Annotated in this window: 15 protein-coding genes; 7 read left to right on the top strand and 8 right to left on the bottom strand. The window is 60.1% G+C overall.

The features are described from left to right. Positions 1-252 precede the first annotated feature (252 nt). Entirely contained in the window at positions 253-1,392 is a 1,140-nt protein-coding gene (locus EQV90_RS16365) for a metallophosphoesterase (RefSeq protein ID WP_240878416.1), read from the bottom strand. 279 nt (positions 1,393-1,671) lie between these two features. On the opposite strand from EQV90_RS16365, the gene EQV90_RS16360 reads away from it, so the two are divergent. Together EQV90_RS16360 and EQV90_RS16355 are read left to right on the top strand one after the other, a co-directional pair. Further along, the gene (locus EQV90_RS16360) at positions 1,672-2,730 is read left to right on the top strand and encodes an aromatic ring-hydroxylating dioxygenase subunit alpha (RefSeq protein ID WP_003444870.1); all 1,059 of its coding nucleotides are present in this window, start codon (positions 1,672-1,674) and stop codon (positions 2,728-2,730) included. A 59-nt stretch (positions 2,731-2,789) separates the two neighbouring features. After that, positions 2,790-3,740, top strand: a complete 951-nt coding sequence (locus EQV90_RS16355) for a PDR/VanB family oxidoreductase (protein WP_240878415.1) — start codon at positions 2,790-2,792, stop codon at positions 3,738-3,740. A gap of 2 nt (positions 3,741-3,742) precedes the next feature. Here EQV90_RS16355 and EQV90_RS16350 read toward each other — a convergent pair whose 3' ends face one another. From EQV90_RS16350 to EQV90_RS16340, 3 genes are all read right to left on the bottom strand, one after another. Continuing rightward, on the bottom strand, positions 3,743-4,456 hold the full coding sequence (locus EQV90_RS16350) for a GntR family transcriptional regulator (protein WP_003444865.1): 714 nt from the start codon (positions 4,454-4,456) through the stop codon (positions 3,743-3,745). Between the two features lie 132 nt (positions 4,457-4,588). Then, complete coding sequence (locus EQV90_RS16345) at positions 4,589-5,809, bottom strand: OprD family porin (RefSeq protein ID WP_232286876.1); 1,221 nt, start codon at positions 5,807-5,809, stop codon at positions 4,589-4,591. Positions 5,810-5,974: 165 nt separating this feature from the next. Further along, positions 5,975-7,306 (bottom strand): MFS transporter, encoded by a 1,332-nt coding sequence (locus EQV90_RS16340; RefSeq protein ID WP_240878414.1) that lies wholly within the window; start codon positions 7,304-7,306, stop codon positions 5,975-5,977. A gap of 599 nt (positions 7,307-7,905) precedes the next feature. On the opposite strand from EQV90_RS16340, the gene EQV90_RS16335 reads away from it, so the two are divergent. Then, positions 7,906-9,147, top strand: a complete 1,242-nt coding sequence (locus EQV90_RS16335; RefSeq protein WP_240878413.1) for an MFS transporter — start codon at positions 7,906-7,908, stop codon at positions 9,145-9,147. On the opposite strand, the gene EQV90_RS16330 is transcribed toward EQV90_RS16335, so the two are convergent. Genes EQV90_RS16330 through EQV90_RS16315 form a run of 4 tightly spaced genes read right to left on the bottom strand, consistent with a single transcriptional unit; the run spans position 9,065 to position 12,624 of the window. Next, positions 9,065-9,934: a sugar phosphate isomerase/epimerase gene (locus EQV90_RS16330; RefSeq protein WP_240878412.1), complete on the bottom strand. Its 870-nt coding sequence runs from the start codon at positions 9,932-9,934 to the stop codon at positions 9,065-9,067. The genes EQV90_RS16335 and EQV90_RS16330 overlap by 83 nt on opposite strands. 1 nt (position 9,935) lies before the next feature. Then, positions 9,936-11,177: an FAD-dependent oxidoreductase gene (locus EQV90_RS16325; protein ID WP_240878411.1), complete on the bottom strand. Its 1,242-nt coding sequence runs from the start codon at positions 11,175-11,177 to the stop codon at positions 9,936-9,938. Between the two features lie 17 nt (positions 11,178-11,194). After that, the gene (locus EQV90_RS16320; RefSeq protein WP_003444856.1) at positions 11,195-11,515 is read right to left on the bottom strand and encodes a MocE family 2Fe-2S type ferredoxin; all 321 of its coding nucleotides are present in this window, start codon (positions 11,513-11,515) and stop codon (positions 11,195-11,197) included. A 29-nt stretch (positions 11,516-11,544) separates the two neighbouring features. Further along, entirely contained in the window at positions 11,545-12,624 is a 1,080-nt protein-coding gene (locus EQV90_RS16315) for a fatty acid desaturase family protein (protein ID WP_003444855.1), read from the bottom strand. A gap of 153 nt (positions 12,625-12,777) precedes the next feature. Here EQV90_RS16315 and EQV90_RS16310 point away from each other — a divergent pair, with 153 nt between their 5' ends. From EQV90_RS16310 to EQV90_RS16295, 4 genes are all read left to right on the top strand, one after another. Continuing rightward, a complete protein-coding gene (locus EQV90_RS16310; protein WP_003444854.1) occupies positions 12,778-13,821 on the top strand; it encodes a LacI family DNA-binding transcriptional regulator in 1,044 nt (347 codons plus the stop codon). A 165-nt stretch (positions 13,822-13,986) separates the two neighbouring features. Beyond that, on the top strand, positions 13,987-14,454 hold the full coding sequence (locus EQV90_RS16305; protein WP_240878410.1) for a hypothetical protein: 468 nt from the start codon (positions 13,987-13,989) through the stop codon (positions 14,452-14,454). 3 nt (positions 14,455-14,457) lie between these two features. Further along, positions 14,458-19,041 (top strand): RHS repeat-associated core domain-containing protein, encoded by a 4,584-nt coding sequence (locus tag EQV90_RS16300; protein ID WP_240878409.1) that lies wholly within the window; start codon positions 14,458-14,460, stop codon positions 19,039-19,041. A gap of 550 nt (positions 19,042-19,591) precedes the next feature. Continuing rightward, positions 19,592-24,652: an RHS repeat-associated core domain-containing protein gene (locus tag EQV90_RS16295; protein WP_240878408.1), complete on the top strand. Its 5,061-nt coding sequence runs from the start codon at positions 19,592-19,594 to the stop codon at positions 24,650-24,652. Positions 24,653-24,677 lie beyond the last annotated feature (25 nt).

Genomic DNA, 24,677 nt, shown 5'->3' with positions numbered 1-24,677 from the left:
CGGCGTGCCCCCACAACAGCGCCGGAGTGAGGGCACCGGGCGAGCCTAGGCGAGCTCGGCCGTATGGTAGGGCGCAGACCTTTTGGTTCCTTTTGGGGCGTTTGCCAAAAGGGACTCGCCGTAAGGGCGAAATCTATATTTCAGTTAAACGCCTGTAATGGATATGTACCCGGTAGATCTATAGATCCCACCGCGTACATATCCGTTTGATGTATCACGGCTCTCTACGAGTTTCCCTGCGCTCAGGTCCCCTCACTCCGGCTGCACCTTCGGTGCACGCAATACGATCTCGGTGATTTCCGATGGCCGCCCCAGTCGAACCGGGAAACCATTCCACAAACCCGTGCCGTTACTCACATACAACTGCATGCCGGCCACTGCATACAGCCCCGAGACGAAGCCTTCGTTAGCCCACTTCGCAATCAGATGCGGACCCAGTATTTGCCCGCCATGGGTGTGCCCCGACAGTTGCAGGTCAACGCCCTGCCCCGCGTTGAGCAGTGCACCGCCCGGGCGATGGCTGAGCAATATGACCGGATCACCCGCCGGAGCGCCTTTGAGGGCCTTGATGATGTCCGGCTCCGGCAACTTGAACGGTTGCGCCGCTTTGTCGGTGACCCCGGCCAGTACCAGATCGCGCCCGTTATGGGTGATCAGCACATGCTCGTTGAGCAGCATATGCAAACCAAGATGCTCAAAGGCCGGCAGCCAGTGCACGTAGTCGACGTAGTACTCGTGGTTACCCGGGATGGCAAACACACCATAACGTGCCCGCAGATCCTTGAGCGGCTGTACGTCGTCGACCCTGGCCCGGGGCGAACCGTCCACCAGGTCGCCGGTGATCAGGATCAGGTCCGGTTTCAGTGCATTGGTTTTGTCCACCACGGCCTGGAGCCAGGGAGCCTGCAACAATCGGCTGGCATGCAGGTCGGTGAGCTGCACAATGCGCAACCCGTCGAGCTCTGCAGGCAGACGTGGCAAAACGATCTCCATGGTTTTGACGTCCGGCACACGAATCGCCTGCCACACACCCACAGCCGACAGGCCCGTGCTGATCAGGCCAAGGGCAATCCCCAGGCGACTGCCGCCCAGCAAGACCCGCCCGGTTCTACCCCGCAGGGCCCAGACCACAATGCCGAGCAGATCCCGGATCAACAGCAGCAGCGCCAGCAGTATCAGGCTGGCAAATGCCCACCCCAACACCACAAGCACCTGACCCGGCACCTCGGGGGACGCCATGCTGCCAAAGAAGGTACGGGTGACAAGGTGGTGCTCGGCGATCAACAGCAGCAGAACACCCAGCCCGATCTTGCCCGCCCGGCCCACGGAGAGCGGCCGGACAAAGCGCCAGATCACATAAAGAGCAATGCTCGCGGTGATGAAATGAAACATGTTTCCCCCTGCCATAAGCCTGTACGTCTGACTCGCGCACTCTGGCGCAGGAGAGACCGATTTGCACGCGAGCCTGACAACCCGGTCGCAGCAGTGCAAACGGCAATGCTTACAGAATGTATCCAAGGCCTGAATATCGTCCAATGGATCCATTAAAGCCCAACACTCCAATTAACCGTTCGATAATCGGCTATTAATGCCAAACAACATTGACCACATAGGCACAGCCGATTACTAATGGATCCATAAAATCAATAACACCTGATTTGGAGATTGGTCATGTACCCAAAAAACACTTGGTACGTCGCGTGCACCCCAGATGAAATTGCCGACAAACCCCTGGGTCGGCAGATTTGCGGTGAAAAAATCGTCTTCTATCGCGCCCAGGAAAACCGGGTCGCCGCGGTCGAGGACTTTTGCCCCCATCGCGGCGCTCCGCTGTCTTTGGGCTATGTCGATAACGGCAATCTGGTATGTGGCTATCACGGCCTGGTCATGGGCTGCGACGGCAAGACCGTGGAGATGCCAGGGCAGCGGGTTCGCGGTTTTCCGTGCAACAAAACCTACGCCGCGGTTGAGCGCTATGGCTTTATCTGGGTCTGGCCCGGCGACCAGGACCTGGCCGACCCCGCACTGATCCATCATCTGGAATGGGCGGTTAGCGATGAATGGGCCTACGGCGGCGGGCTGTTTCATATCAATTGCGATTATCGCCTGATGATCGACAACCTGATGGACCTGACTCACGAGACCTACGTCCACGCTTCCAGCATCGGCCAGAAAGAAATCGACGAAGTTGCCCCGACCACCACCGTCGAAGGCCACGAGGTGGTCACTGCGCGGCACATGGAAAACATCATGCCCCCGCCCTTCTGGCGCATGGCATTGCGCGGTAATAACCTGGCCGACGACGTGCTGGTGGATCGCTGGCAGATCTGCCGCTTTTCACCGCCCAGCCATGTCTTGATTGAAGTGGGCGTGGCCCATGCGGGCAAAGGCGGCTATCACGCAGCCCCCGAGTTCAAGGCGTCGAGCATCGTGGTCGACTTCATCACCCCCGAAACCGAAACCTCGATCTGGTACTTCTGGGGCATGGCGCGCAATTTCAACCCCCAGGACCAGGCCCTCACCGATACGATCCGCGAAGGTCAGGGGCAGATCTTCAGCGAAGACCTGGAGATGCTCGAGCGCCAGCAACAAAACCTGCTGGACCATCCACACCGCGCCCTGCTCAAACTCAATATCGACTCGGGCGGTGTGCAGTCACGCCGGGTACTGGAGCGCATCATCGCCAGCGAACGCTCCCCCGAACCGCAACTGATCGCCAGCGCACAGTAACAACCCGCGCACGGCAGCCGCTGCCGTGCCAGCCTCCCCCATAAGAACAAGGAACCGGCATGATTGATGTGGTGGTGATTTCACGCAAAAACGAAGCGCAGGACATCTGCAGCTATGAGCTGGCCAGTATCGATGACTGCGCCCTGCCCGGGTTCAGCGCCGGCGCACATATTGATGTGCATCTGCCCGGCGGGCTGATCCGTCAGTACTCCCTGTGCAACCATCCCGACGAGCGCCATCGCTATGTGATCGGCGTGCTCAAGGACCCGGCTTCACGGGGCGGTTCGCAAAGCCTGCACGAACAGATCAAGCCCGGCGACCGCCTGCGCATCAGCGAGCCGCGCAATTTGTTCACACTGACCCACGATGCCCGCCGCAGCCTGCTGTTCGCCGGCGGGATCGGGATTACCCCGATTCTGTGCATGGCCGAGCGCCTGGCCCATAGCGGTGCAGATTTCGAACTGCATTACTGCGCACGCTCCAGTACTCGCGCCGCCTTTGTTGAGCGCCTGCGCAATTCGCCTTTCGCTGACCGGGTGTTTCTGCACTTCGACGAACAGCCCGAAACCGCCCTGAACGCCGTCCGGGTACTGGCCGACCCACAGCTCGACACCCACCTCTATGTATGCGGCCCGGGAGGCTTCATGCAGCACATTCTGGACAGCGCCCGGGCCCAGGGCTGGGAGGAAGCGGCGCTGCACCGCGAGTACTTCGCTGCAGCACCGATGGACAGCAGCAACGACGGCAGTTTTTCCGTCAAGCTGGGCAGCAGCGGCCAGGTATTCGAGATTCCGGCCGACAAAACCGTGGTCCAGGTTCTGGAAAGCCATGGCATCGACATCCCCATGTCTTGCGAACAGGGCGTCTGCGGAACCTGCCTGACCCGTGTACTTGAAGGTGTACCGGATCACCGCGACATGTTCCTCACCGAGCAGGAGCAAGCCTGCAACGATCAGTTCACACCCTGCTGCTCACGCTCGAAATCGCCGCTGCTGGTGCTGGATATCTGAACTCAGTCCGGGCGGTGAATCACTTTCATCCGCTCACTGGCCACCGCCGAGCCAAATATTTCGGCATAGCGCAAAGTTGCGTTGGCGTGTTCGCGCATGATGGCTTCGGCGCGGGCACCCTGGCCACTGACCAGGGCATCGAACACCGAGTGGTGCTGCATGTGCGCGTAGTTGAAACGCCGGTACTCGCGCACCATGTCCTTGCGATCGACCGCCAGCGCGGTCACCGAAGCAAATGGCAAGTGATCATTGCGCGCCAGCGCATCGGCAATCGCCGGGTTATGGCTACCCTCGATGATCACCTGATGAAAACGCATGTTCAGATCGTGATAGATCTCAAGATCGTCCTCGGTCACAAAGCCCTTGTCGAACAGCTCATCGCCTTGCATCAGGCACAGTTCGAGGACTTTACGCCCTTCGGCCGACAACCCGCGCTCGGCAGTCTGACGGGCCGCCAACCCTTCCAGCACACCGCGCACCTCTACCGCGCCGGCAATATCATCGGCACTCACCGAGCGCACCTGAAAGCCGCGACCGCCAAAACGCACCAGCAAGCCTTCCTGCTCCAGGGTGCGAAACGCCATGCGCACCGGCATCCGGGACACACCGAACAATTCAGCGGTAGGGATTTCCATCAGGCGCTCGCCCGCGGCAAGCTCGCCTGAGGCAATCATTTTGCGCAGTGCGATCAGCACTAATTGACCGGGCTTGCTCATCCAGACAACTTCCAGAAAACAGGGGCGGCCATAGTAACAGGCACATCCAAAAACCCGTAGGAGCGAGCTTGCTCGCGAGCTTTGCGTGATCAAGAGCTCGCGAGCAAGCTCGCTCCTACGGGCCTGTCGAGGCTATATCGACAATGGATAACTCACGATCACCCGGGTCTGGTCAAAGTCGCTGTTGAAGCTGCGCCGGTTGGTGGCATTGTTGATGCGCAGGCCGAGGTTTTTCAGGGTACCGCTCTGAAAGGTGTAACTGACCTCGGTATCACGTTCCCACTCCTTGCCGTTGGTGCCTTGCTTGGTGGTGGCGTTGTCACCATGTCCATAACGAACCATGGCCAGCAACCCCGGCACTCCCAGTGCGGCAAAGTTGTAGTCATAGCGCGCCTGCCAGGAACGTTCGTCGGCATTACTGAAGTTACCGTTGAACATATCGTTGCCCAGGGTACGGCCACTGCTGCCGTACACCGACATCCAGCCGGTGTCGCCACTCACCCGCTGCAAGCCCAGATACAAGGTATGGCCGCCGGTTGCTGCCGAAAACAGGCCATAGGCCGTGTGGCTGCTGACCTTGCCGATGCGGGCACTGCCATCATCCTTGTCAATGAAGTAACCAAGATTGGCCCCCAGCACCCAGTCGCCGACCGGTTGCTTGTGCAGCAGATTGAAATAGCTTTGCTGGTAGATATCTTCCAGCTGCGAATGCCACAGCCCCACCTGGGTGCGCTGCTGATTGAAACGGTACTCGGCACCCGCGTAATTGAAGCGGTCGGAGGTTACCCCCGGCGCAGCCCAGGCCGAAAGATCCTGCATATCCGAAGAGTTGCGCAAGCTGACAGATCGGTACTGACCCGCCTGCAACCCCAGCCCTTCGATCTCTTTGGAGACCAGCATGGCACCGCGGAAAGTCTGCGGCAGCAGGCGGCCATCGTCGTAGCGCAACAGCGGAACATCCGGCAGCAGCTCACCGAGCTTCAACTCCGTAGCGGAAAAGCGCGCTTTCGCCGCAACCCCGGCACGGCCGAAATTGTCAGCGGCGCGACCGTCATCGTGTACCGGCAGCAATTCCGAACCGCTGGCCAGCCGGCTGCTGTCCAGCTTGACCCCGAACATGGCTATCCCCTCCAGACCAAAGCCCACCGGCCCCGGGGTGTAGCCCGAGTTGAACTTGAGAATAAAACCCTGCGCCCACTCATCCACCTTGCTTTTAGTGGCGCCCGGATCACGGAAGTCACGGTTGAAATAGTAATTGCGCAGCAGCAAGTCGGTGCTCGACCCTTCAAAGAAACCCTCTTGCTGCGCCAGTGCCGAGGCGCAAAAGCTCAACGAGAGCAAGCCAGTCATCATCTTCATTATTATTGTTCTCCGATTATCGGGCGCAGCCGCTCCCCGCAGCTGATACAGCCCGCCCGTTTTAATTGTTATTTGAATCTGCAGGAACGAGCTTGCCTCGCGATCTTTTCAATCGCACAGGGCTCGCGAGACAAGCCCGCTCCTACAGGCGGAACATGATCAGGCCGACGCCAGCACCGGCTGTGCCTGCGCCGACGGTGGTTTGAGCAGCAACAGACAGCCCGCCGCGACCACAAATACGATGGCAAACACTCCATACAAGTGCAGCGGCTGCCAGCCGGCATCCAGCAAAAACCCGGCAGCGATTGGCGACACAATGGCGCCGATACGACCGATCCCGATGCCCCAGCCCACCCCCGTCGCCCGTACGGAGGCGTCATACACCACCGGCGACAGTGCATACAGGCCAGCCACACAGCCGTTGGAAAACATCCCGATCAGCAAGCCCAACCCCAGGGCAGCCATCACCGAAGACGCCGAGCCGACAAACAGCACCAGCAAACCGGCGGTAATCAGCATGAACAGCGACAGTACACGGGCCAGCGGCCAGCGCGATGACAAGCCGCCAATCAATGCCGCACCGAAGATGCCGCCAACACTCAGCAGTACGCCCCCGGTAATCCCCTGTTGCGCGGAAAGCCCGGCCGACACCAGCAACTTGGGGGTCCAGCTCATCACAAAGTAGAAGCCGAACATCACCAGGAAGAACAACAGCCAGATCACCAGCGTGGTGCGACGCATTGCAGGTGCCAGCAGTGCACCCAGGGCATTGCGGTTGCCGGACGGGCTTGCGACCAGCGGTGGCATTTGACTCAGGGGCGGCTGCCCCAGACGCCGGGCCAGACGGTTGATCCGTTGCAAGGCGGTTGCCGGACGACGCGCCAGCAGAAAATCCAGCGACTCGGGCAGCCACAACAGCACCAGCGGAATTACTGCAAAGGTGACCAGCCCGCCGAATACAAACACCGAGCGCCAGCCCCAATGGGTCAGTAACCAGACTGCCAGCAAGCCACCCAGCGTTGCCCCAAGGGCATACCCGGTGGACTGCAGGCTGACCGCCAGGCCGCGCCAGCGCTTGCTCGCATATTCACTGGCAATCACGTTGCTGCTCGCCAGAATCCCGCCAATCCCGAGCCCGGTGAGACCGCGCAACAAAGCCAGTTGCAGCGGACTCTGACTCATGGCTGAAAGCAGCATGCCGCTGCCCGAGATCACCAGGCACAACAGGATCAAAGGTCGACGACCGATGCGGTCAGCCCAGGGCGCGATAAACAAGGAACCTGCGGCCATACCGAACAAACCGGCACTGAGCAGCAAGCCGATCTGCGCACCGTTGAGTGCCCACTCGGCCGATACCGAAGCCGCTGTGAACGCCATCACCAGCACGTCGAACCCGTCAATCATGTTCAACACAATGCAAATACCGATCGCGAGCAACTGAAAGCGACTCATCGGGCCGTTATCCACGGCGGTTTTCAGCTCCATGGACATGGCTGTGCCTCCGTGTCGCCAAAGACCGGAACCACGCAAAAAACGGTAGTGCGCACAGACGTAAAGTCAGCAGAACTCAGGCAGTTCTGCGCCCTGGATAAGCCATTCATGACGAGACCCTTTTTTTGTAGTTTTGATGGGTGACGTTCAGGAGGGGCCCTGCAATCACCTTGCGCTAGTCAACCCGTTAATGGATCCACAGGCAATATGAGGGGACAGTGCAAGGACCGGATATCCTTCAGGGGAGTGGCCTTAATGCGATACATGAATCAATTTTTTCTTTGTTTATCAATACTTTGAATAAATACAAAGTCTTCACTATTAGCGTGCGATTATCGACCAATCTCCTTGCGCCCCGGGGCCGAGGGCGATATTTCCAGGTATTCGACTATCGGTCCCGAGCCATTGGATCCACTAAACCTCAATCACGGGTTCCATCGCAGCCGCAAAAGACGCTCTCAGGGTTGAAGAAACACGCTTTGTTTAATGCTTCGCGATGTCAGGATCCAAAGGTTTGCATCACGACCTGGTGCTGTTGCCTGCTATTAAGCTTCGACGCTCACGTACAACAAAAACCGAACCCCCGAGGAACCCCCTGAATGCCATCCACTGCATCTGCCACTGCAACGCCAACCCGGGGGGTGTTCGGTCTTTTCTGCCTGGGCAGTTACCTGTTGTCGGTGTCTTACGGCACCACCTTCTTGCTGGCCATGGTGCTCAGCGCGCACGGGGGCAGCGAGTCCGACGCCGGCACGATCATTTCGGTGGCCATGCTCAGCACCTTTGCTGCGGTGATTTTTTCCGGGCACCTGACTGATTTGTTCGGCGCGCCAAAAGCCATTGCCGCCGGCGCACTACTGCTGGCTGCAGCGTGCCTGGGCTTCGCCACGGTTCCGACATTTGGCGCTGCGGTGCTGGTATCCGGTTTGCTGCTGGGCTTTGGCTGGGGGGTGTTTTACACCCTGGGCCCGATCATCGTGGCCATGATGATTGAACCCGCGCGCCGGGTTAAATACTTCGCCCTGCTGTCAGGCAGCATGATGAGCGGGATCGGTAGCGGTCCACTGGTCGGACGCGCTGGCGAGGCAATGGGCTATCCGGTGGAATCGGCGTTTGTGGTGGCTACCGTCGCCAGCCTTCTGGGCGGCCTGGTATTTGTGTTGCTCGGCCCGAAAATAAAACGCCAGAGCGCCACTGTCGGCCCCGTCAGTGTGTGCAAAATCACCCTGCCGGCGGCGCGTCTGGTACTGCGTTCAAAGGCTGTATGGGCGATTGTCATGGTCGGCCTGGGCGGTGCGATCTTCGGCGGGCTCTCGAGTTTTCAAACCTCTTACGCCAGTCTCATGCAGCTGGACTATTCGTTGTTTTTCCTGGGTTTCATGGGCGCGGCCATTTCCTGCCGGCTGTTGATCGCAGGCTTTATCGTCAGGCGCGACCCCTACGTGATGGCCTGCATCCTCACGGCCATGATCGTAGCCTCGGTGTTGATGTTCATGTTCTGCGTCAATTCGGCCAGCACTTATTTGTTGGCCGCGATGACCCTGGGTGTGGGTTACGGCCTGACCTACTCGGTGATCAATGGCCAGGCTGCCAATGAAGCGCCCCCCGGGCACACGGCGCAGTCACTGGTGCTGTTCAGCCTGGCTTATTTTGTCGGAGTGTTCGGGTTTCCATGGCTGGCCGGGCACGTGATCGTCAACTACGGCATCCCTGCCCTGCTGTCGATCATTCTGCTGATCGCCCTGTGCAACTGGTCGATTACCCTGGGCCGGTTGCTGTGGCGGCGCCTTTCTCAGAACGCTTGTGGCAGTCCTGCCAAACCTCGCGCATCAACGCCTTGAGCATCAGGGCTTCGTCCCAGCGATCACTGATGTCACGCCCGTCTGCACCGGTGATGGCATAGGGCGGCGGGCCCAGTTCACAGGTGAAGGACAGGCTTGGGGGCGTGTCCGGGCGGGCCAGCCAGTCCTCTATCCCGTATTGCCACCAGCCCACAAAGCGCTGCAACCAGGGCTGATGCCGGGCAAAGCTGATGGGCACCTGCACCTGCTCGCTACAGGCGACACGGCCGTGAAAGCCCCAACTGTTTCGCAAAATGGTGTGGATCATGGCGTCGTCCTCGGCGCTGGCCTGCAGCGGCAACTCACGGCCGACCACGTAGTGGGACAAGTCAGCCAGCAACTTGAGGTCGGGCATCTCGGCCAGCAGATCCAGGGTAAAAAACAGGTCATTGGTCAGTCGATAGCGATGGGTTTCCAGCAGCACCGCAAAGTCCACCTGTTCGGCCAGCCGCTGCCAGCCTTCGGCCAGTTTCACCGCCTGAGACAGACTGCGCGGCCGCACATCGGCCTGTAGCGTCAGGTGATGGCAGCCGTATTGGGTGGCCACGTCCAGTGCGGCCGCCAGATCATCCACCGATTGTGGAAACACCTGACCTTCGATCTGCAGCCCCCGGGCACTGGCGGCGCGGTGCAGGCGTGCAGCAGGCTGGGGCAGCCAAAAGTGATCGGTGACCCCGTCAAACCCGGCGGCCGCTATTTTATCCAACTGGGCTTCCAGGGGCTGGTCGCATTGACCGTTGTGATCCTGCATGGCCCAGAGTGACTGAAACACCAGAAATTCACGCATATCAGTTCCTCAACAGTTGTTTGAGCGACACGCCGGCATCCATCAGTGCAGGCACCTGAAGCGGTGTACCGCAGGCGATCAGGCGTTCGCAGAGCTTGATATCCCTGGCAATGCTGTTGCCCATGCCCCAGCCGCAAGCACCCAGCAAACGCTGCCCGGCATCGAGGTAGAACAGTACAAAGCCACCGTCTGCCGTGGCCCGGCTGGCGGAGGGCTCAGCGCTGCTGATCTGCCCCGTGGTTTGTAAACCCCAGTCATAGTGGTCGGACCAGAACCCCGGAATGCTGTTGAAGGGCAGCCCGGCGCCCAACAGATTGAGGGCGGCGTGATGGCCCTGGTGCTCGGCATTACGCCAGGTTTCCTGACGCTGGAACTCACCGCCGGGGTGCAGGCGAAATTCACATACATCACCCGCAGCAAAAATATCCGCCGCGCTGCTCTGCAATTGCCCATCGACCCGAATGCCCTGCCCCACATCGAGCCCGGCGGTCCTGGCCAGCTCGACATTGGGTTGCATGCCGATCCCCACTACCAGCAGATCACAGGGCAGGCACTGGCCGTCCACCAGTTGTACCGCCTCGGCCCGCTCGCCGCCCAGCACCGCTTCAATGGCCACGTTCAAGCGCACATCAACACCCCGGGCCCGATGCAAAGCCAGCAACACCCCGGACAAGCGCTCGGGCAACACCCGCCCGGCCAGACGCGGCCCGGCTTCAAGCAAGGTCACACTGCAGCCCAGGGACCGCGCCGTCGCGGCCACTTCCAGGCCGATAAAGCCGCCGCCTACAACCACCAGCCGCGAGCCGGGGCGCAATCCGTTGCGCAGGGTCAGAGCTTCATCATGGGTGCGCAAATACAGCACATTGGCCATATGCTCCGGCACGTTGGGCAAGCGCCGTGCCCGTCCACCCGTTGCCAGCAACAACCGCCCGTAGGCCAGCCAGCTGCCATCGGCCAGTTGCAACCCATGCTGCGCCGGTGCCCGCGACAGCACCGGAACGGCCGTCCAGTGTTCAATGTCCAGCTCACCCAGCCGGGTGCTGTCGCACAGGCTGCAACCCGCCAGGTCGGTGGTGCCCTGCAGCAACCCCTTGGACAGCGGTGGCCGTTCATAAGGTGCATGGGCTTCGTCACCGATCAGGATCAACCGCCCGCTGTATCCCTCGCTGCGCAAGGTCAGGGCTGCACGCCCGCCGGCATGGCCGGCGCCGATAATCACCAGTGGAGCATTGACTGTATTCATGGTCTGGCTCCCCGCTCTCAAGTCGGTACGCCAAGATACAAACGACCGGCCTCGACCCGTACCGGATAGGTCTTGAGGTTGACGCACACCGGAGCCCCAAGCGCCTTGCCCGAACGGTAATCAAAACGCCCGTTATGTTTGGGGCACTCGATGACGTGGTCCATCACCAGCCCGTCTGCCAGGTGGATGGACTCATGGGTACACAGCCCGGCAGTGGCGAAAAACTCGCTATCGGCCGACCGGTACACGGCATAAGTGTGCTGGCCGTGGTCAAAACGCATTACATCTTCTTCATCTATGTCGTCCACGCAGCAGACGTCGATCCATTGCTCGCTCATGATCTTCTCTCTTGTAGTTGTGGTCGCGATCAGCCGGGGACAGCCTGGTTTTGCGCTGGCGCAGCAGTGCGCGGCCCTGTGGGACGATCAATGAAATAACCGGGGTCTTTACGCTGTTGCATAACGGTCGGGATGATTTCCTTGAAGGCAGCAAGCAGGTCTGGATACGGCGGCGGACAGTCGTGGCGGATTTCCTCATGCAACTGTGCCAGGGCGTGGTAAGGCACCATCGGGTACATGTGGTGCTCAAGGTGATAGTTCATGTTCATGTAGATAAAGCGCAGCAGCGGGTTCATGTAAATCGTCCGGCAGTTACTGCGGTGATCCAGTACATCCTCGGCCAGCCCCACATGCTGCGACAGCCCGAACAGGTAGGACAGCCACGCGCCATACAGGCTTGGCAGGCCGATAAACATCAGTGGCAACCAGCTGTGCTGATACAGCGCCAGTCCGATCACCAGGGCGTAAATCACCAGCCAGATCCGCGCCGTGCGCACCACTGCCGGCCATTCAGACTGCGGAATAAAGCTCTGCTCTTCGTCATCCATACGCCCGGCTGCATGGCGCAATACCGAGCGCAGGGTATTGAACCCATGGGGCAGATTGAACAGGCTCAGCGCCATGCGCACCAGACTTGGTGGACGCGGCTCGACGATTTCCGGATCGCGCCCCACCACGATAGTGTCGGTGTGATGACGGGTATGGCTCCAGCGCCTGACATGAGGCTCGAACAGGCACATGAAGCTGGCGACCTGATACACCGCATCGTTCATCCAGCGGGTTTTGAACGCCGTGCCGTGGCCCATTTCATGCCAGCGCGCATTGGAGGCGGTGCCATACAACACCCCGTAGGCAATAAAAAATGGCACACAGGCCCAGGAGCCCCAGAACCAGTAGCCACCGAACCCGGTTGCCAGCAGCGCCAGAATCCACAACGCGGTGTCACGCAGGGCCGGGCCATCGCGACGCTGCATCAATTCCTTGAGGCGCTTGCGGGAGATCGGGCATTGATACCAGCTGGCCGAGACCAAGCCTTTTTCGGCAGCCCTCGCGGCTTCAGGGCCGGTCAATCGATAGTCGCGGTGTTCGGTTGAACTGGAGTGGGACATGGCAGTTTCTCCGCTGGCTTGATTATTGTTCTGGAGAAAATATAAGCAGCCATGCCATGGCCCTCAATGCCTTGAATAGATTCCCTATCAAGCTATCATCGTGGCCCAGTGCAGCTTGATAGTTTTCTATCAAGGCCTTCTTCAAGGCTGACCATGGACAACAATAAACGCCCCACCATCGCCACCGTTGCCGCTCAGGCAGGGCTGAGTGTGGCCACCGTAGACCGGGTGCTCAATGCCCGGGCCCCGGTCAACCCGGACACTGCCGAACAGGTGTTCCAGGCCGCCGAAGCAGTCGGTTATTTCGCCGCTCGCCTGATTGGCCAGCGCATCCGCGAGCGCCGCCCCACTTATCGCTTCGGCATTCTGCTACTGGGTACTGCCCAGGCGTTCTACGGCAATCTGGCGGCCGCCATTGGCGAAGCGGCCCGCCGTCAGCTCGAGGCCAACCTGAGCTGCCATTTCGAGTACGTGATCGACCGCAGCCCCGGCGCCATCGTGGCGCAAATCGAGCACATGGCAGTGCAGTACGATGGCCTGGCGGTGGTCAGCTTCACCCATCCGCAGATCAATGCCTGCATTGCTCAGATTCGTGAAGCCGGAGTGCCGGTGATTGCCCTGCTGTCAGACATCCACGAACAGGCGCAGGAGGCCTATGTCGGCGTGGACAATCTCCAGGTGGGCCGCACCATGGGCTGGTTGCTGGCCCATACCTGCAATGCGCGCAAGGGCAGCATCGGCGTATTGCTGGGCGGCCACCGCTTCCAGGGGCATCAGGCGCGGGTCGATGGCTTGCGCAGTTACCTCACAGAGCATGCACCGGGGCTCAAACTGCTCGATCCGCTGATCAATATGGACAACGATGACGTGACCGAAGAAGCGGCCCTGGACCTGCTGGCCCGACATGCCGATTTACGCGGCCTGTGCGTGGTCGGCGGCGGTGGTGACGGCATCATCCGCGCCCTGGCCCAGTTGCCCGCTCGCCCGGGCCTGTGCAGTATCTTGCCGGAGTCCACGCAGCTGTCGCAGCAGGCGCTCAAGCAGGGGTTGATTCGCATAGTGGTGGACTCCCAGCCCGGGCTGATCGCCACGGCGCTGATGGACTTGCTGGTAGAACTGCAAACAGCGCCGCAGTTTGATCCGTTGCGTCACCGCATCCATGTGCCGCTGCAGATCGTTACCAGCGAGAACCTGTGACCCGCCCATCCCGTGCAACGAAATCCAGACAGCTTTGCAGGTGCACCTTGGCTGCAATCGTGCAGCTTCTTGTCGCGAAGACACCTACAGCCCTTGCTCATTGTTTCCCTTAAGTCTGCGCTTCTATGTTGCCACTCCGTTTCAGCGAACCAAGGAGTAGCAACCATGTTTGACCCCTCTGAAAATACCCCCGACATCCAGGCCGCTGCCAGCCTGCTCAGCAGCGGCAATGTGTATTCCGGGGCCTACAACTTTATGAGCAGCATCAGTGCCGGGGTCGATCCGCGCACCGGTGCGTTCTCGGCCTCGATAACCCTGCCCACCGGCGCCGCCAACGATTTGCGCGGGCCCATCAGCCAGTTGCGCCTGAGCCATAGCCCGCTGATGGGCGAAGATCAGGGCTTCGGTCTGGGCTGGATGCTCGGCACCACCTCGTGGGACGGCGCCAGCCAACAACTGCAACTCAATTCCGGCGAGCGCTTTCGCGGTGAAATTGTCGGCCAGAGCATGCGTTTCCCGGATGTGCGTTTGCCGGTAGTCGCAGTGACCGTTCAGCGTCAGGAAATGTGGGTCAGGCATAACGATGGCAGCTGTGAACGCCTGATCCCGCTGGCCGGACACTCCAGCCTGTGAGTGGTGAGCACCCTGGTGGGGGCCGATGGCAGCGCCCTGAATTTTTACTGGCGTTCGGTTGGCAATGGGGCGTACCTGCAAAAGGTCAGCGATGCCCGGGGCCGTACGGTGCTGGCGCTTTCCTACGAAGGCCAGCAAACCCGTCTGACCTTACAGCCGGACACCCCCCCACAGGTGGTGATGTCTTTTCACCGGGTCTCCGGGCAGTTGCGCCGGGTAACGGTGGACGGACTTCCCGACAGTGGCTGGCAGTTTGAATACACCCGCAGTGATTCAGGTCTGTTGCTGCTGAGCAAATGCACCCAGCCCACCGGCAGCACCGAGGAAGTGACCTACAGCGAAGCCAACGGCCTCAACCTGCCTGCAGGGGCGCCGTTTGCGCGGATGCCGGTGGTCAGTCAGACCCGCAAAGACCCGGGGGACGGCCAGCCGGTGCAGCTGGTTCGTTATGACTACGGCCTGTACGGCAGCAACAACTATTTTGGCTGGCCGGCAGTGCGCCAGTGGCGTAACCGCGAAGACAACCTCTACCACCTGACCGGGGGCGGCGATTTTCTCTACGGCTCCACCGAAACCCTGATGGATGCCCGGGGGACTGTTTTGCAAACAGTGTCCCGCACCTTTAACCGCTTCCACCTGCTGACCCGGGAACGCACGCAACAGGGCCAGACCCTGCAGGAAACCGAGACCACCTATTACGACGAGCCCTGGCTGCCCATTGCCCGGCAGGTGCCTTACTTCCAGTTCCCGCATAAAGTCATTACCCGCAAGGCGCAGCTGGATGGCCAACGGGTGTTGCGAGAGCTTGTTACCGAAGAACAAACCCGCTACGACGAGCTGGGTAACCCGGTGTGGCACCGTAATGCCCTGGGCGGGATTGAAGAGTCCGAGTACTACCCGGTGAGCGGCGAGACCGACAACTGCCCGGCCGACCCATTGGGCCGCATCACCCGCCTGAAAAGTCGTACGGTCAGTCCGCCACCCGGCACCGAAGGCCCGGTCAAGCAGACCCGCTACCGTTATCAGGCGCTGCCGGTACGTCGGGATGCCCCCGGATTTGCTTTGCCTACCTTTGTTCAAAGCAGCGAGGAACAGCTACTGCTGGTCGAAGGTGAAAAATTTAGTGAGCTGGGCCGCTCGACTCAAAGTTTCATTAACGATCCGGCCTCGCCCCATCACACTCGCATGCTCAGCGAAACCCAGACGGTAGAGGGTAAAAGCACCACCCGGGCCTACAGCTACAGCCTCACTCAGGCGCGCAACGCCCGCTCGCTGGAACGTGCCGTATTGCAGGAAAAGGTCACGATCACCAGCCACGACGGACATAAATCCAGCTCCCAATCCTCACAGGATCTGTACTCGGGGCTAATGGTCACCGAACAGACCGACGAGCAGCTGCGCATGGCCTTTGCCCACGATGCCCTGGGCCGTGTGACTCAGGAAGTCGCAGCCCCGGATTCGGCGTTCGAGGCAGAGGTCAACTGGGCCTATTCGTTGTCAGCGAACCAGCGCTGCCAGACCCGAATCGGCGCTTCCGGGCGTAAGGAAACTGTCTGGCTCGATGGTATGGCCCGGGAAATCCGCCGTGAAAAACAGACCGACAGCGGTGAGACCTATACCGCCTGGACCGCCGAATATGACGTGCTGGGCCGGGTGTTTCGTGAAACGACTTACGATCCCGGTAACGAAGACGTCCCGGCCCTGAGCCTGACCACTGAGCGGACCTTTGATGACTGGGGCAATGTGCTGACCGAAACCGGCGCAGACGGTGTCACCCAACACACCCTTGCCGACCCGGTGGCCCTGACCGGAACCCACTGGCAGACCGACGCCAAGGGCGTGGCCGGGGCCAGAACCGTGACCACCCATAGCCTGGATGGCAAGCCGCTGACCGAGCAATTATTTTGCGCCCAAGGGGAGTTGCAACACACCTTGCGCTGGAGCTATGACGGCCTTGGCCGTTGCGTCAGCCAGTTCGATACCATGGGCCGGGAGACCCGCCAAGAATGGGATGTGCGGGATCGGCTGGTATCCACCACGCTGCCTGATGGCTCCCTCATTAAACGCACCTACGCCCAAGGCCATGACGGTGATTTACCGGCCACGGTCTCGATCACTCATCCGTCGTTGGGCACTAATGAAGTCCTGCTGGGCGAGCGCAAATATGACGGCCTGGGCCGACTGGTGTGGGAAAAGGTCGGGCAGAGTGTCTCTGAATGGGAATATGCCGAAGGAGAAATCCACGCCCATACCCAAACCTTGCCTGACGGCACTCAAGTCCATACCGAACGCCAACCGGAACTGGGTGGTGCGTTGCTGTCGATGCAAGCTCCCGGGGTCAGCGTGTTCAACACCTACGATCCCAAAAATGGCCGTTTGCTGGAGTCCCAAGGCAATCTGGGTCTGCAAAAAGATCACTGGTCTCCCTCAGGCCAACTGACCAAAGCCGACTACGCCTGGCAAGGCGATCAGCCACGCTCGCAACAGCAAAGCACCACCCCGGCGGGCACAGTGACGCGCCTGACAGATGCCGACGGTGCCGAACAGCGCTGCCAGTACGATGAATTCGGGCGTTTGAGCGTGCAGCAAGGTCCCGATGTGAGCATCAGCATTACTTACGATGCAGCGTCGCGGATTCATCAGCAGCGAACCCAATCAAACGATGGCTCGCGGGACATGACCGTAACCCTGGGCTACGACAGCCTGGGTCGCCCGGCCCGTCGTGAAACGGCTACCCGCACGCCCACCCGACAGTCCCTTGAAGTCCAGACCCAGCAATGGCGTAAAGACGGCAAGCTTGCGCAGCGTGAACTGACCCGTGACGGTGTTCTGGTCCGGAGTGAAAGCTTCGACTACGACCTGCGCGGACGGATGATTGCCCATCGCCTTGCAGGCCCGTCGTTACCCGAAGATGCCCACGGCAAAACCTACCGCGAGCAACACTTCCAATACGACGCCCTCGACAATATTCGTCGACTGGAAACGGTCTTTGCCGACGCCAGAGCCAGCAATGTCAGTACATTTACCTACAACCCCGCCGACCTCACCCAGCTGCTCAGCGTCAGCCACAGTCGCGCCGATTACCCGGCACCGGTAACCCTGGAGTACGACGCGCTGGGCAATCTGAAACGCGACGAGCGCGGTAATCCGCTGCACTACGATGCCCTGGGCCGACTCATTGGCGTCACCCTGCCTACCGGCCAGCGCCGCTGGCACTACGGCCCGGCGGGCAACATCATCAAGACCGAAGACTCTACCGGCCCTCGCTGGCGTTACCACACCGGAGGTCAACTCAGTTGCGAGATGGGTGAAACCACCCAGACCCGCTGGGTGCGGGCCGGTGACGTTCCGGTGGCTGAAAGCCGTCTTGCAACGGCGGTGCGCGAAGTGATGCTGCTGGGCACCGACGCCCAGGGTTCGATAACCACTGAGGCCAACGACGGGATCAATGCCCCGGTCTACGGCGCCTACGGCCAGAGCCAGCCCGGCACCAGCCGACTGGGCTACGCCGGCGAATTGCGCGAACAGGACAGCGGCTGGTATTTCCTGGGTGATTACCGCATCTACAACCCGGCACTGATGCGCTTCCACAGCCGTGACAGCCTCAGCCCCTTCGGCGAAGGCGGCCTCAATGGCTATGCCTATTGCGCCGGCGACCCGGTCAACCGCATCGACCCGTCGGGTCATTCGTGGCTGGACTGGCTGTTGCCGGCGGCCGGCATCGCCTTGGCCGTAATCGGCACCGTGGCCTCCCTGGGTGCATTGGCGGCGCCCACTGCGGCGCTGACCGCCAGCTATGTAACGGCAGTCACCACCGCGACCTTGAGCGTGGTGTCGCTGGCAGCGGACGTGGCCTCGATAGCCTTGCTGGCCAGTGGCAATGAAAACGCCGGACGGATTCTGGGCTGGGTGGGCATGGCAACGGGGCTGGCCTCGGCGGCCCCGTCTATGGCCGGGGCTGCCGCCAAGGGGGTCAAAAAGGCCGGCAAGTTCGTGGGCAGCTGGCAGCACAAACTGCAGCATGCCGGAGGAGCTCCAGGAGGGGGGCGGGCTTTTAACCCTGCGACGCTTCAGCACTCAGCTTTAAATGCAATGGACCCTAAGGAAGCCTGGCTTGCTACTCGCAGTATGAACCCTTCAGGAGGAGCAAATAATATTATGTACGCTGCTGCTCAACGGTACAGCAGCGTCAGTAGGGAAACTTCTATAGAAGTTCGAAACTTTTACAGGCTCAACCCGACGAAGGCTGCGTTGCCACAGAACACAATTCCATCCACGACCGTTAGAAGTATGGATGGCATTACCGTGATGCCTGTTTTTCAGAACAATCCGGATTATGTTAATGATGTCAGGCAAATAGCTGCCAACATACACCCGGCGTATCCACCTGAGGTCTTGCAGGGCTACAACATAAACACTAACTCTCTAGCCATCACCGCCCCTGACTTTTACGAAGCGACATTTATTCGTACGCATATATGGGATCTGCCTTACGAAAATGATTTTGTGAAATATGTAACCCAGGATGGATTATGGATAAGGGATCAAACCAGATGGCAGGAGAACTTTATGCTCTGGCGTCTCTAGGAAAGTCTTGACTCGCCACCATTTTTTATATTCCAGCCTTATGGGAATTCAAAAAATGGTGGCCCACCAAAAGTCAGGTTTGAGCAAGGGCTGACTACGGTTGCCAGCATACTCGCCATCAACGATGTGCATTTGTCTGATGCGCAGCCCGATCGAGGTGTTCAGACCAGACGGCTCCTTGAGCAAAGCTGTTTTTTTTGAATATTGAAGTGTTACCGGAGACAGCAGTACCTATCTGAAAATGATGGGTACTGCCATACGCTTTGGTTCGAATCTCCAGCCATCAGGCACTGGAAAGTCCGGTGGCCTGCCAGCAATCAGCCTCTTTGTGGTTTTCTTGATTCAATATTTTTTCTTGAACAGCCACTTTCTCCGTGATTTTGCGCATCACCGACGCACCCCTCCCACAATCAACAATGGTTGGGCATCTTCCCCACGTATTAAAAGATACTTTTTGTGCCGCCCCCCCCTACAACACTTGCTCATTGTTAGCCCTCAGCGAGGGACCCTATTTTGCTACCCCTTTCTAGCGAAACAAGGAGTAAGACACATGACTGAGCACACCTCCGTACCCCTATCCGCCGCCAGCCTGCTCAGCAGCGGCGACGTATATTCCGGGGCCTACAACTTTATGAGCAGCATCAGTGCCGGGGTCGATCCGCGCACCGGTGCGTTCTCGGCCTCGATCAGCCTGCCCACCGGCGCCGCCAACGATTTGCGCGGACCCATCAGCCAGTTGCGCCTGAGCCATAGCCCGTTAATGACTGCCGATCAGGGCTTTGGTCAGGGCTGGATGCTTGGTACCACCTCGTGGGATGGAGCCAGCCAGCAACTGCAACTCAATTCCGGCGAGCGCTTTCGCGGTGAGATTGTCGGTCAGAGCATGCGCTTCCCGGATGTGCGCTTGCCGGTAGTTGCAGTGGCCGTTCAGCGTCAGGAAATATGGGTCACGCATAACGATGGCAGCTGTGAACGCCTGATCCCGCTGGCCGGACACCCCAGCCTGTGGGTAGTCAGCACCCTGGTGGGGGCCGATGGCAGCGCCTTGAATTTTGACTGGCGTTCGGTCGGCAATGGGGCGTACCTGCAAAAAGTCAGCGATGCCCAAGGCCGCACGGTGCTGGCACTGGCCTACGAGGGCGTGCTGACCCATCTGACCTTACAGCCGGATACTCCCGCACAGGTGGTGATGTCATTTCATCGGGTCTCCGGGCAGTTGCGCCGGGTAACGGTGGACGGCCTTCCCGACAGTGGCTGGCAGTTTGAGTACAGCACTGCGACTTCCGGATTACTGCTGCTGAGCAAATGTACCCAGCCCACCGGCAGCACCGAGGAAGTGACCTACAGCGAAGCCAACGGCCTCAACCTGCCTGCAGGGGCGCCGTTTGCGCGGATGCCGGTGGTTAGTCAGACCCGCAAGGACCCGGGGGACGGCCAGCCGGTGCAACTGGTTCGCTATGACTATGGCCTGTATGGCAGCAACAACTATTTTGGCTGGCCGGCAGTGCGTCAGTGGCGTAATCGCGAAGACAACCTCTACCACCTGACCGGTGCCGGGGATTTCCTTTATGGCTCCACCGAAACCCTGATGGATGCCAGGGGCACCCCCCTGCAAACCATCAGCCGCACCTTTAACCGCTTCCACCTGCTGACCCGTGAACGCACCTTGCAGGGCCAGACCCTGCAGGAAACCGAGACCACCTATTACGACGAGCCCTGGTTGCCCATTGCCCGGCAACTGCCTTACTTCCAGTTCCCGCACAAGGTCATTACCCGCAAGGCGCAGCTGGACGGCCAACGGGTGCTGCGAGAACTTGTTACCGAAGAAGAAACCCGCTACGACGAGCTGGGCAACCCGGTGTGGCACCGCAATGCATTGGGGGCCGTTGAAGAGTCCGAGTACTATCCGGTAACCGGTGAGAGCGACGACTGCCCGGCCGACCCTCTGGGCCGCATCGCCCGTCTGAAAAGTCGTACTGTCAGCCCGCCACCCGGCACCGAAGGCCCGGTCAAGCAGACCCAATATCGCTATCAATCCCTGCCCGTGCGTGGGGATGCTCCAGGGTTGGCATTGCCGACTTTTGTCCAGAGCAGTGAAGAGCGGTTGCTGCTGGTTGAAGGCGAGAAACGCACTGAATTGGGCAGTTCCAGCCAGACCTTTATCAATGCTCCGGCCTCACCCCATCACGGCCGTATGCTCAGCGAAACCCAGACGGTAGAGGGTAAAAGCACTACCCGGGCCTACAGCTACAACCTGACCCAAGCCCCAAACGCCCGCTCTCTTGAGCGCGCAGTCCTGCAGGAAAATGTCACGATTACAGGTCACGATGGCCAGTCAACTGTTGCGCAATCGTCGCAGGATCTGAACTCCGGCCTGATGGTCACCGAGCAGACCGACGAGCAACTGCGCATGGCCTTTGCCCACGATGCCCTGGGCCGTGTGACTCAGGAAGTCGCGGCTCCGGATTCGGCTTTCGAGGCTGAGGTCAACTGGGCCTATTCGTTGTCGGCCAGCGAGCGCTGCCAGACCCGAATCGGCGCTTCCGGGCGTAAGGAAACTGTCTGGCTCGATGGCATGGCCCGGGAAATCCGCCGTGAAAAACAAACCGACAGCGGTGAGACCTATACCGCCTGGACCGCCGAATATGACGTGCTGGGCCGGGTGTTCCGTGAAACGACTTACGATCCCGGTAACGAAGACGTTCCGGCCCTGAGCCTGACCACTGAACGCACCTTTGATGACTGGGGCAATGTGCTGACTGAAACCGGCGCGGACGGTATCACCCAGCACACTCTGGCCGACCCGGTGGCCCTGACCGGCAGCAGTTGGCAGACCGATGCCAAGGGTGTGGCCGGGGCCAGAACCGTGACCACCCACACCCTGGATGGCAAGCCGCTGACCGAGCAACTATTTTGCGCCCAAGGGGAGTTGCAACACACCTTGCGCTGGAGCTATGACGGCCTTGGCCGTTGCATCAGCCAGTTCGATGCCATGGGCCTGGAGACCCGACAGCAGTGGGATGTACGGGACCGACTGCTGTCCACCACCTTGCCTGACGGCAGTGTCATCAAGCGCACCTATGCCCAAGGCCATGACAGTGATTTACCGGCCACGGTCTCGATCACTCATCCGTCTTTGGGCACTAATGAAGTCCTGCTGGGTGAGCGTAAATATGACGGTCTGGGCCGACTGGTGTGGGAAAAGGTCGGGCAGAGTGTCTCTGAATGGGAATATGCCGAAGGAGAAATTCACGCCCATAGCCAAATCCTGCCCGACGGTACCCGGGTGAAGAGTGAGCGCCAACCGGAACTGGGCGGTGCATTGCTGTCGCTGCAAGCCCCCGGCATCAGCGTGTTCAATCAATACGATCCGCTAAGCGGCCTTTTACTGGAATCCCGGGGCAATCTGGGTCTGCAAAAAGATCACTGGTCTCCCTCAGGCCAACTGAGCAAAGCCGACTACGCCTGGCACGGTGATCAGCCGCGCTCGCAACAACAAAGCACCACCCCGGCGGGCACCGTGACGCGCCTGACCGATGCCGACGGTGCCGAGCAGCGCTGCCAGTACGACGAATTGGGTCGCTTGATTCAACAGCAAGGCCCTGACGTCACGGTCACCCTCTCCTACGATGCGGCCTCGCGGATTCACCAGCAGCGAACCCAATCAAACGATGGCTCGCGGGATATGACCGTAACCCTGGGCTATGACAGCCTGGGTCGCCCGGCCCGTCGTGAAACGGCTACCCGAACGCCGAATGCACAGCATGTAGAAGTGCAGACCCAGCAATGGCGCAAAGACGGCAAGCTGACCCGGCGCGAACTGACCCGCGACGGTGTTCTGGTGCGTAGTGAAACCTTCGACTACGACCTGCGCGGACGGATGATTGCCCATCGCCTTGCAGGGCCGTCGTTGCCCGAAGATGCCCACGGCAAAACCTACCGCGAGCAACACTTCCAGTACGACGCCCTCGACAATATTCGTCGACTGGAAACAGTCTTTACCGACGCCAGCGCCAGCAATATCATTACATTTACCTACAACCCTGCCGACCTCACCCAACTGATCAGCGTCAGCCACAGCCGCGCCGATTACCCGGCACCGGTAACCCTGGAGTACGACGCGCTGGGTAATCTCAAACGCGACGAGCGCGGTAATCCACTGCACTACGACGCCCTGGGCCGACTGATCGGGGTAACCCTGCCTACCGGCGAACGCCGCTGGCATTACGGCCCGGCGGGCAACATCATCAAGACCGAGGACGCTGCCGGCCCGCGCTGGCGTTACCACACCGGCGGTCAACTCAGTTGCGAGGTAGGTGAAAACACCCAGACCCGCTGGGTGCGGGCCGGTGACGTTCCGGTGGCTGAAAGCCGTCTTGCATCGGCAGTGCGCGAAGTGATGCTGCTGGGCACCGATGCCCAGGGCTCTATAACCACTGAGGCCAACGACAGCCTGAACACCCCGGTCTACGGCGCCTACGGCCAGAGCCAGCCCGGCACCAGCCGACTGGGCTACGCCGGCTCCTTGCGCGAACAGGACAGCGGCTGGTACTTCCTGGGCGATTACCGCATCTACAACCCCGCACTGATGCGTTTCCACAGCCGTGACAGCCTCAGCCCCTTTGGCGAAGGCGGGCTCAATGGCTATGCCTACTGCGCCGGGGATCCGGTCAACCGCATCGATCCATCGGGCCATTCGTGGCTGGACTGGCTGTTACCGGCGGCCGGCATCGCCCTGGCCGTAATCGGCACCGTGGCCTCCCTGGGTGCGTTGGCCGCGCCTACAGCGGCGCTGACCGCCAGCTATGTAACGGCCGTCACCACCGCGACCTTGAGTGTGGTGTCGCTGGCAGCGGATGTGGCCTCGATAGCCTTGCTGGCCACCGGCAATGAAAACGCCGGGCGGATTCTGGGCTGGGTGGGCATGGCAACCGGGCTGGCCTCGGCGGCCCCGTCTATGGCCGGGGCTGCCGCCAAGGGGGTCAAAAAGGCCGGCAAGTTTGTGGGCAGCTGGCAGCATAAATTGCAACATGCAGGGGGCGCTCCGGGGGGTAACCGGGCGTTTCCCGGCAGGGCTCATCGAGTGGCAACGAGCGCCCCACCCCCGCAAATGCAAAATATGAACTTTGCCTATTTACTGGAACAAACACCGATCCGGGACAGCTTTTTGCCGCACTTGTCCCGTGGTGACTTGCAGAACATAGGACAGACCAACAGAGCCAATAGAGCCGCCGTATATAATCCGACATCAAGCACGGCGGTCCAGCCATTAGAGCTGCCTTTTTCCGGGACCAGAGGTATGGAAAATGGAATACAGGTCGAGTACCGGAGGCCGGTTATCAACAACCCGCATTATGTCAACGAAGTGAGACAAATCATTACTGGCAATCACCCGCAGTATTATCCTTGGCAGGTTGGTGTTGAAACAGGTATTAACAACCCGTCCCGATTAAGAATTGTAGAGGCCTCGACTTACCAGGCTTACGAAACAGCAAGGGCTGCGGGTAACAGGTCCTGGCCAACAGGCTTCCAGAATTTTGAAGACGATTACAAATGGTTTGGCCCTCAGGGGGAACTTATGCGCAGAGGATGGGCCAATCGAATGCTGTAAGGGTTTCGATGGGGCAACTTTTGAT

Origin of the sequence: Pseudomonas sp. TMW22089 (genome assembly GCF_022496645.1) — a bacterium.
In the GTDB taxonomy this organism is placed as follows: domain Bacteria; phylum Pseudomonadota; class Gammaproteobacteria; order Pseudomonadales; family Pseudomonadaceae; genus Aquipseudomonas; species Aquipseudomonas paraversuta.
Note: the sequence above shows the minus strand (reverse complement) of the source record. Positions and strands in the feature narration are given on the sequence as shown.

Excerpts from the sequence above, each read along its gene's own strand:
- EQV90_RS16365 (WP_240878416.1), bottom strand. The coding sequence starts at position 1,392 with ATGTTTCATTTCATCACCGCGAGCATTGCTCTTTATGTGATCTGGCGC.
- EQV90_RS16360 (WP_003444870.1), top strand. The coding sequence starts at position 1,672 with ATGTACCCAAAAAACACTTGGTACGTCGCGTGCACCCCAGATGAAATT.
- EQV90_RS16355 (WP_240878415.1), top strand. The coding sequence starts at position 2,790 with ATGATTGATGTGGTGGTGATTTCACGCAAAAACGAAGCGCAGGACATC.
- EQV90_RS16350 (WP_003444865.1), bottom strand. The coding sequence starts at position 4,456 with ATGAGCAAGCCCGGTCAATTAGTGCTGATCGCACTGCGCAAAATGATT.
- EQV90_RS16345 (WP_232286876.1), bottom strand. The coding sequence starts at position 5,809 with ATGATGACTGGCTTGCTCTCGTTGAGCTTTTGCGCCTCGGCACTGGCG.
- EQV90_RS16340 (WP_240878414.1), bottom strand. The coding sequence starts at position 7,306 with ATGTCCATGGAGCTGAAAACCGCCGTGGATAACGGCCCGATGAGTCGC.
- EQV90_RS16335 (WP_240878413.1), top strand. The coding sequence starts at position 7,906 with ATGCCATCCACTGCATCTGCCACTGCAACGCCAACCCGGGGGGTGTTC.
- EQV90_RS16330 (WP_240878412.1), bottom strand. The coding sequence starts at position 9,934 with ATGCGTGAATTTCTGGTGTTTCAGTCACTCTGGGCCATGCAGGATCAC.
- EQV90_RS16325 (WP_240878411.1), bottom strand. The coding sequence starts at position 11,177 with ATGAATACAGTCAATGCTCCACTGGTGATTATCGGCGCCGGCCATGCC.
- EQV90_RS16320 (WP_003444856.1), bottom strand. The coding sequence starts at position 11,515 with ATGAGCGAGCAATGGATCGACGTCTGCTGCGTGGACGACATAGATGAA.
- EQV90_RS16315 (WP_003444855.1), bottom strand. The coding sequence starts at position 12,624 with ATGTCCCACTCCAGTTCAACCGAACACCGCGACTATCGATTGACCGGC.
- EQV90_RS16310 (WP_003444854.1), top strand. The coding sequence starts at position 12,778 with ATGGACAACAATAAACGCCCCACCATCGCCACCGTTGCCGCTCAGGCA.
- EQV90_RS16305 (WP_240878410.1), top strand. The coding sequence starts at position 13,987 with ATGTTTGACCCCTCTGAAAATACCCCCGACATCCAGGCCGCTGCCAGC.
- EQV90_RS16295 (WP_240878408.1), top strand. The coding sequence starts at position 19,592 with ATGACTGAGCACACCTCCGTACCCCTATCCGCCGCCAGCCTGCTCAGC.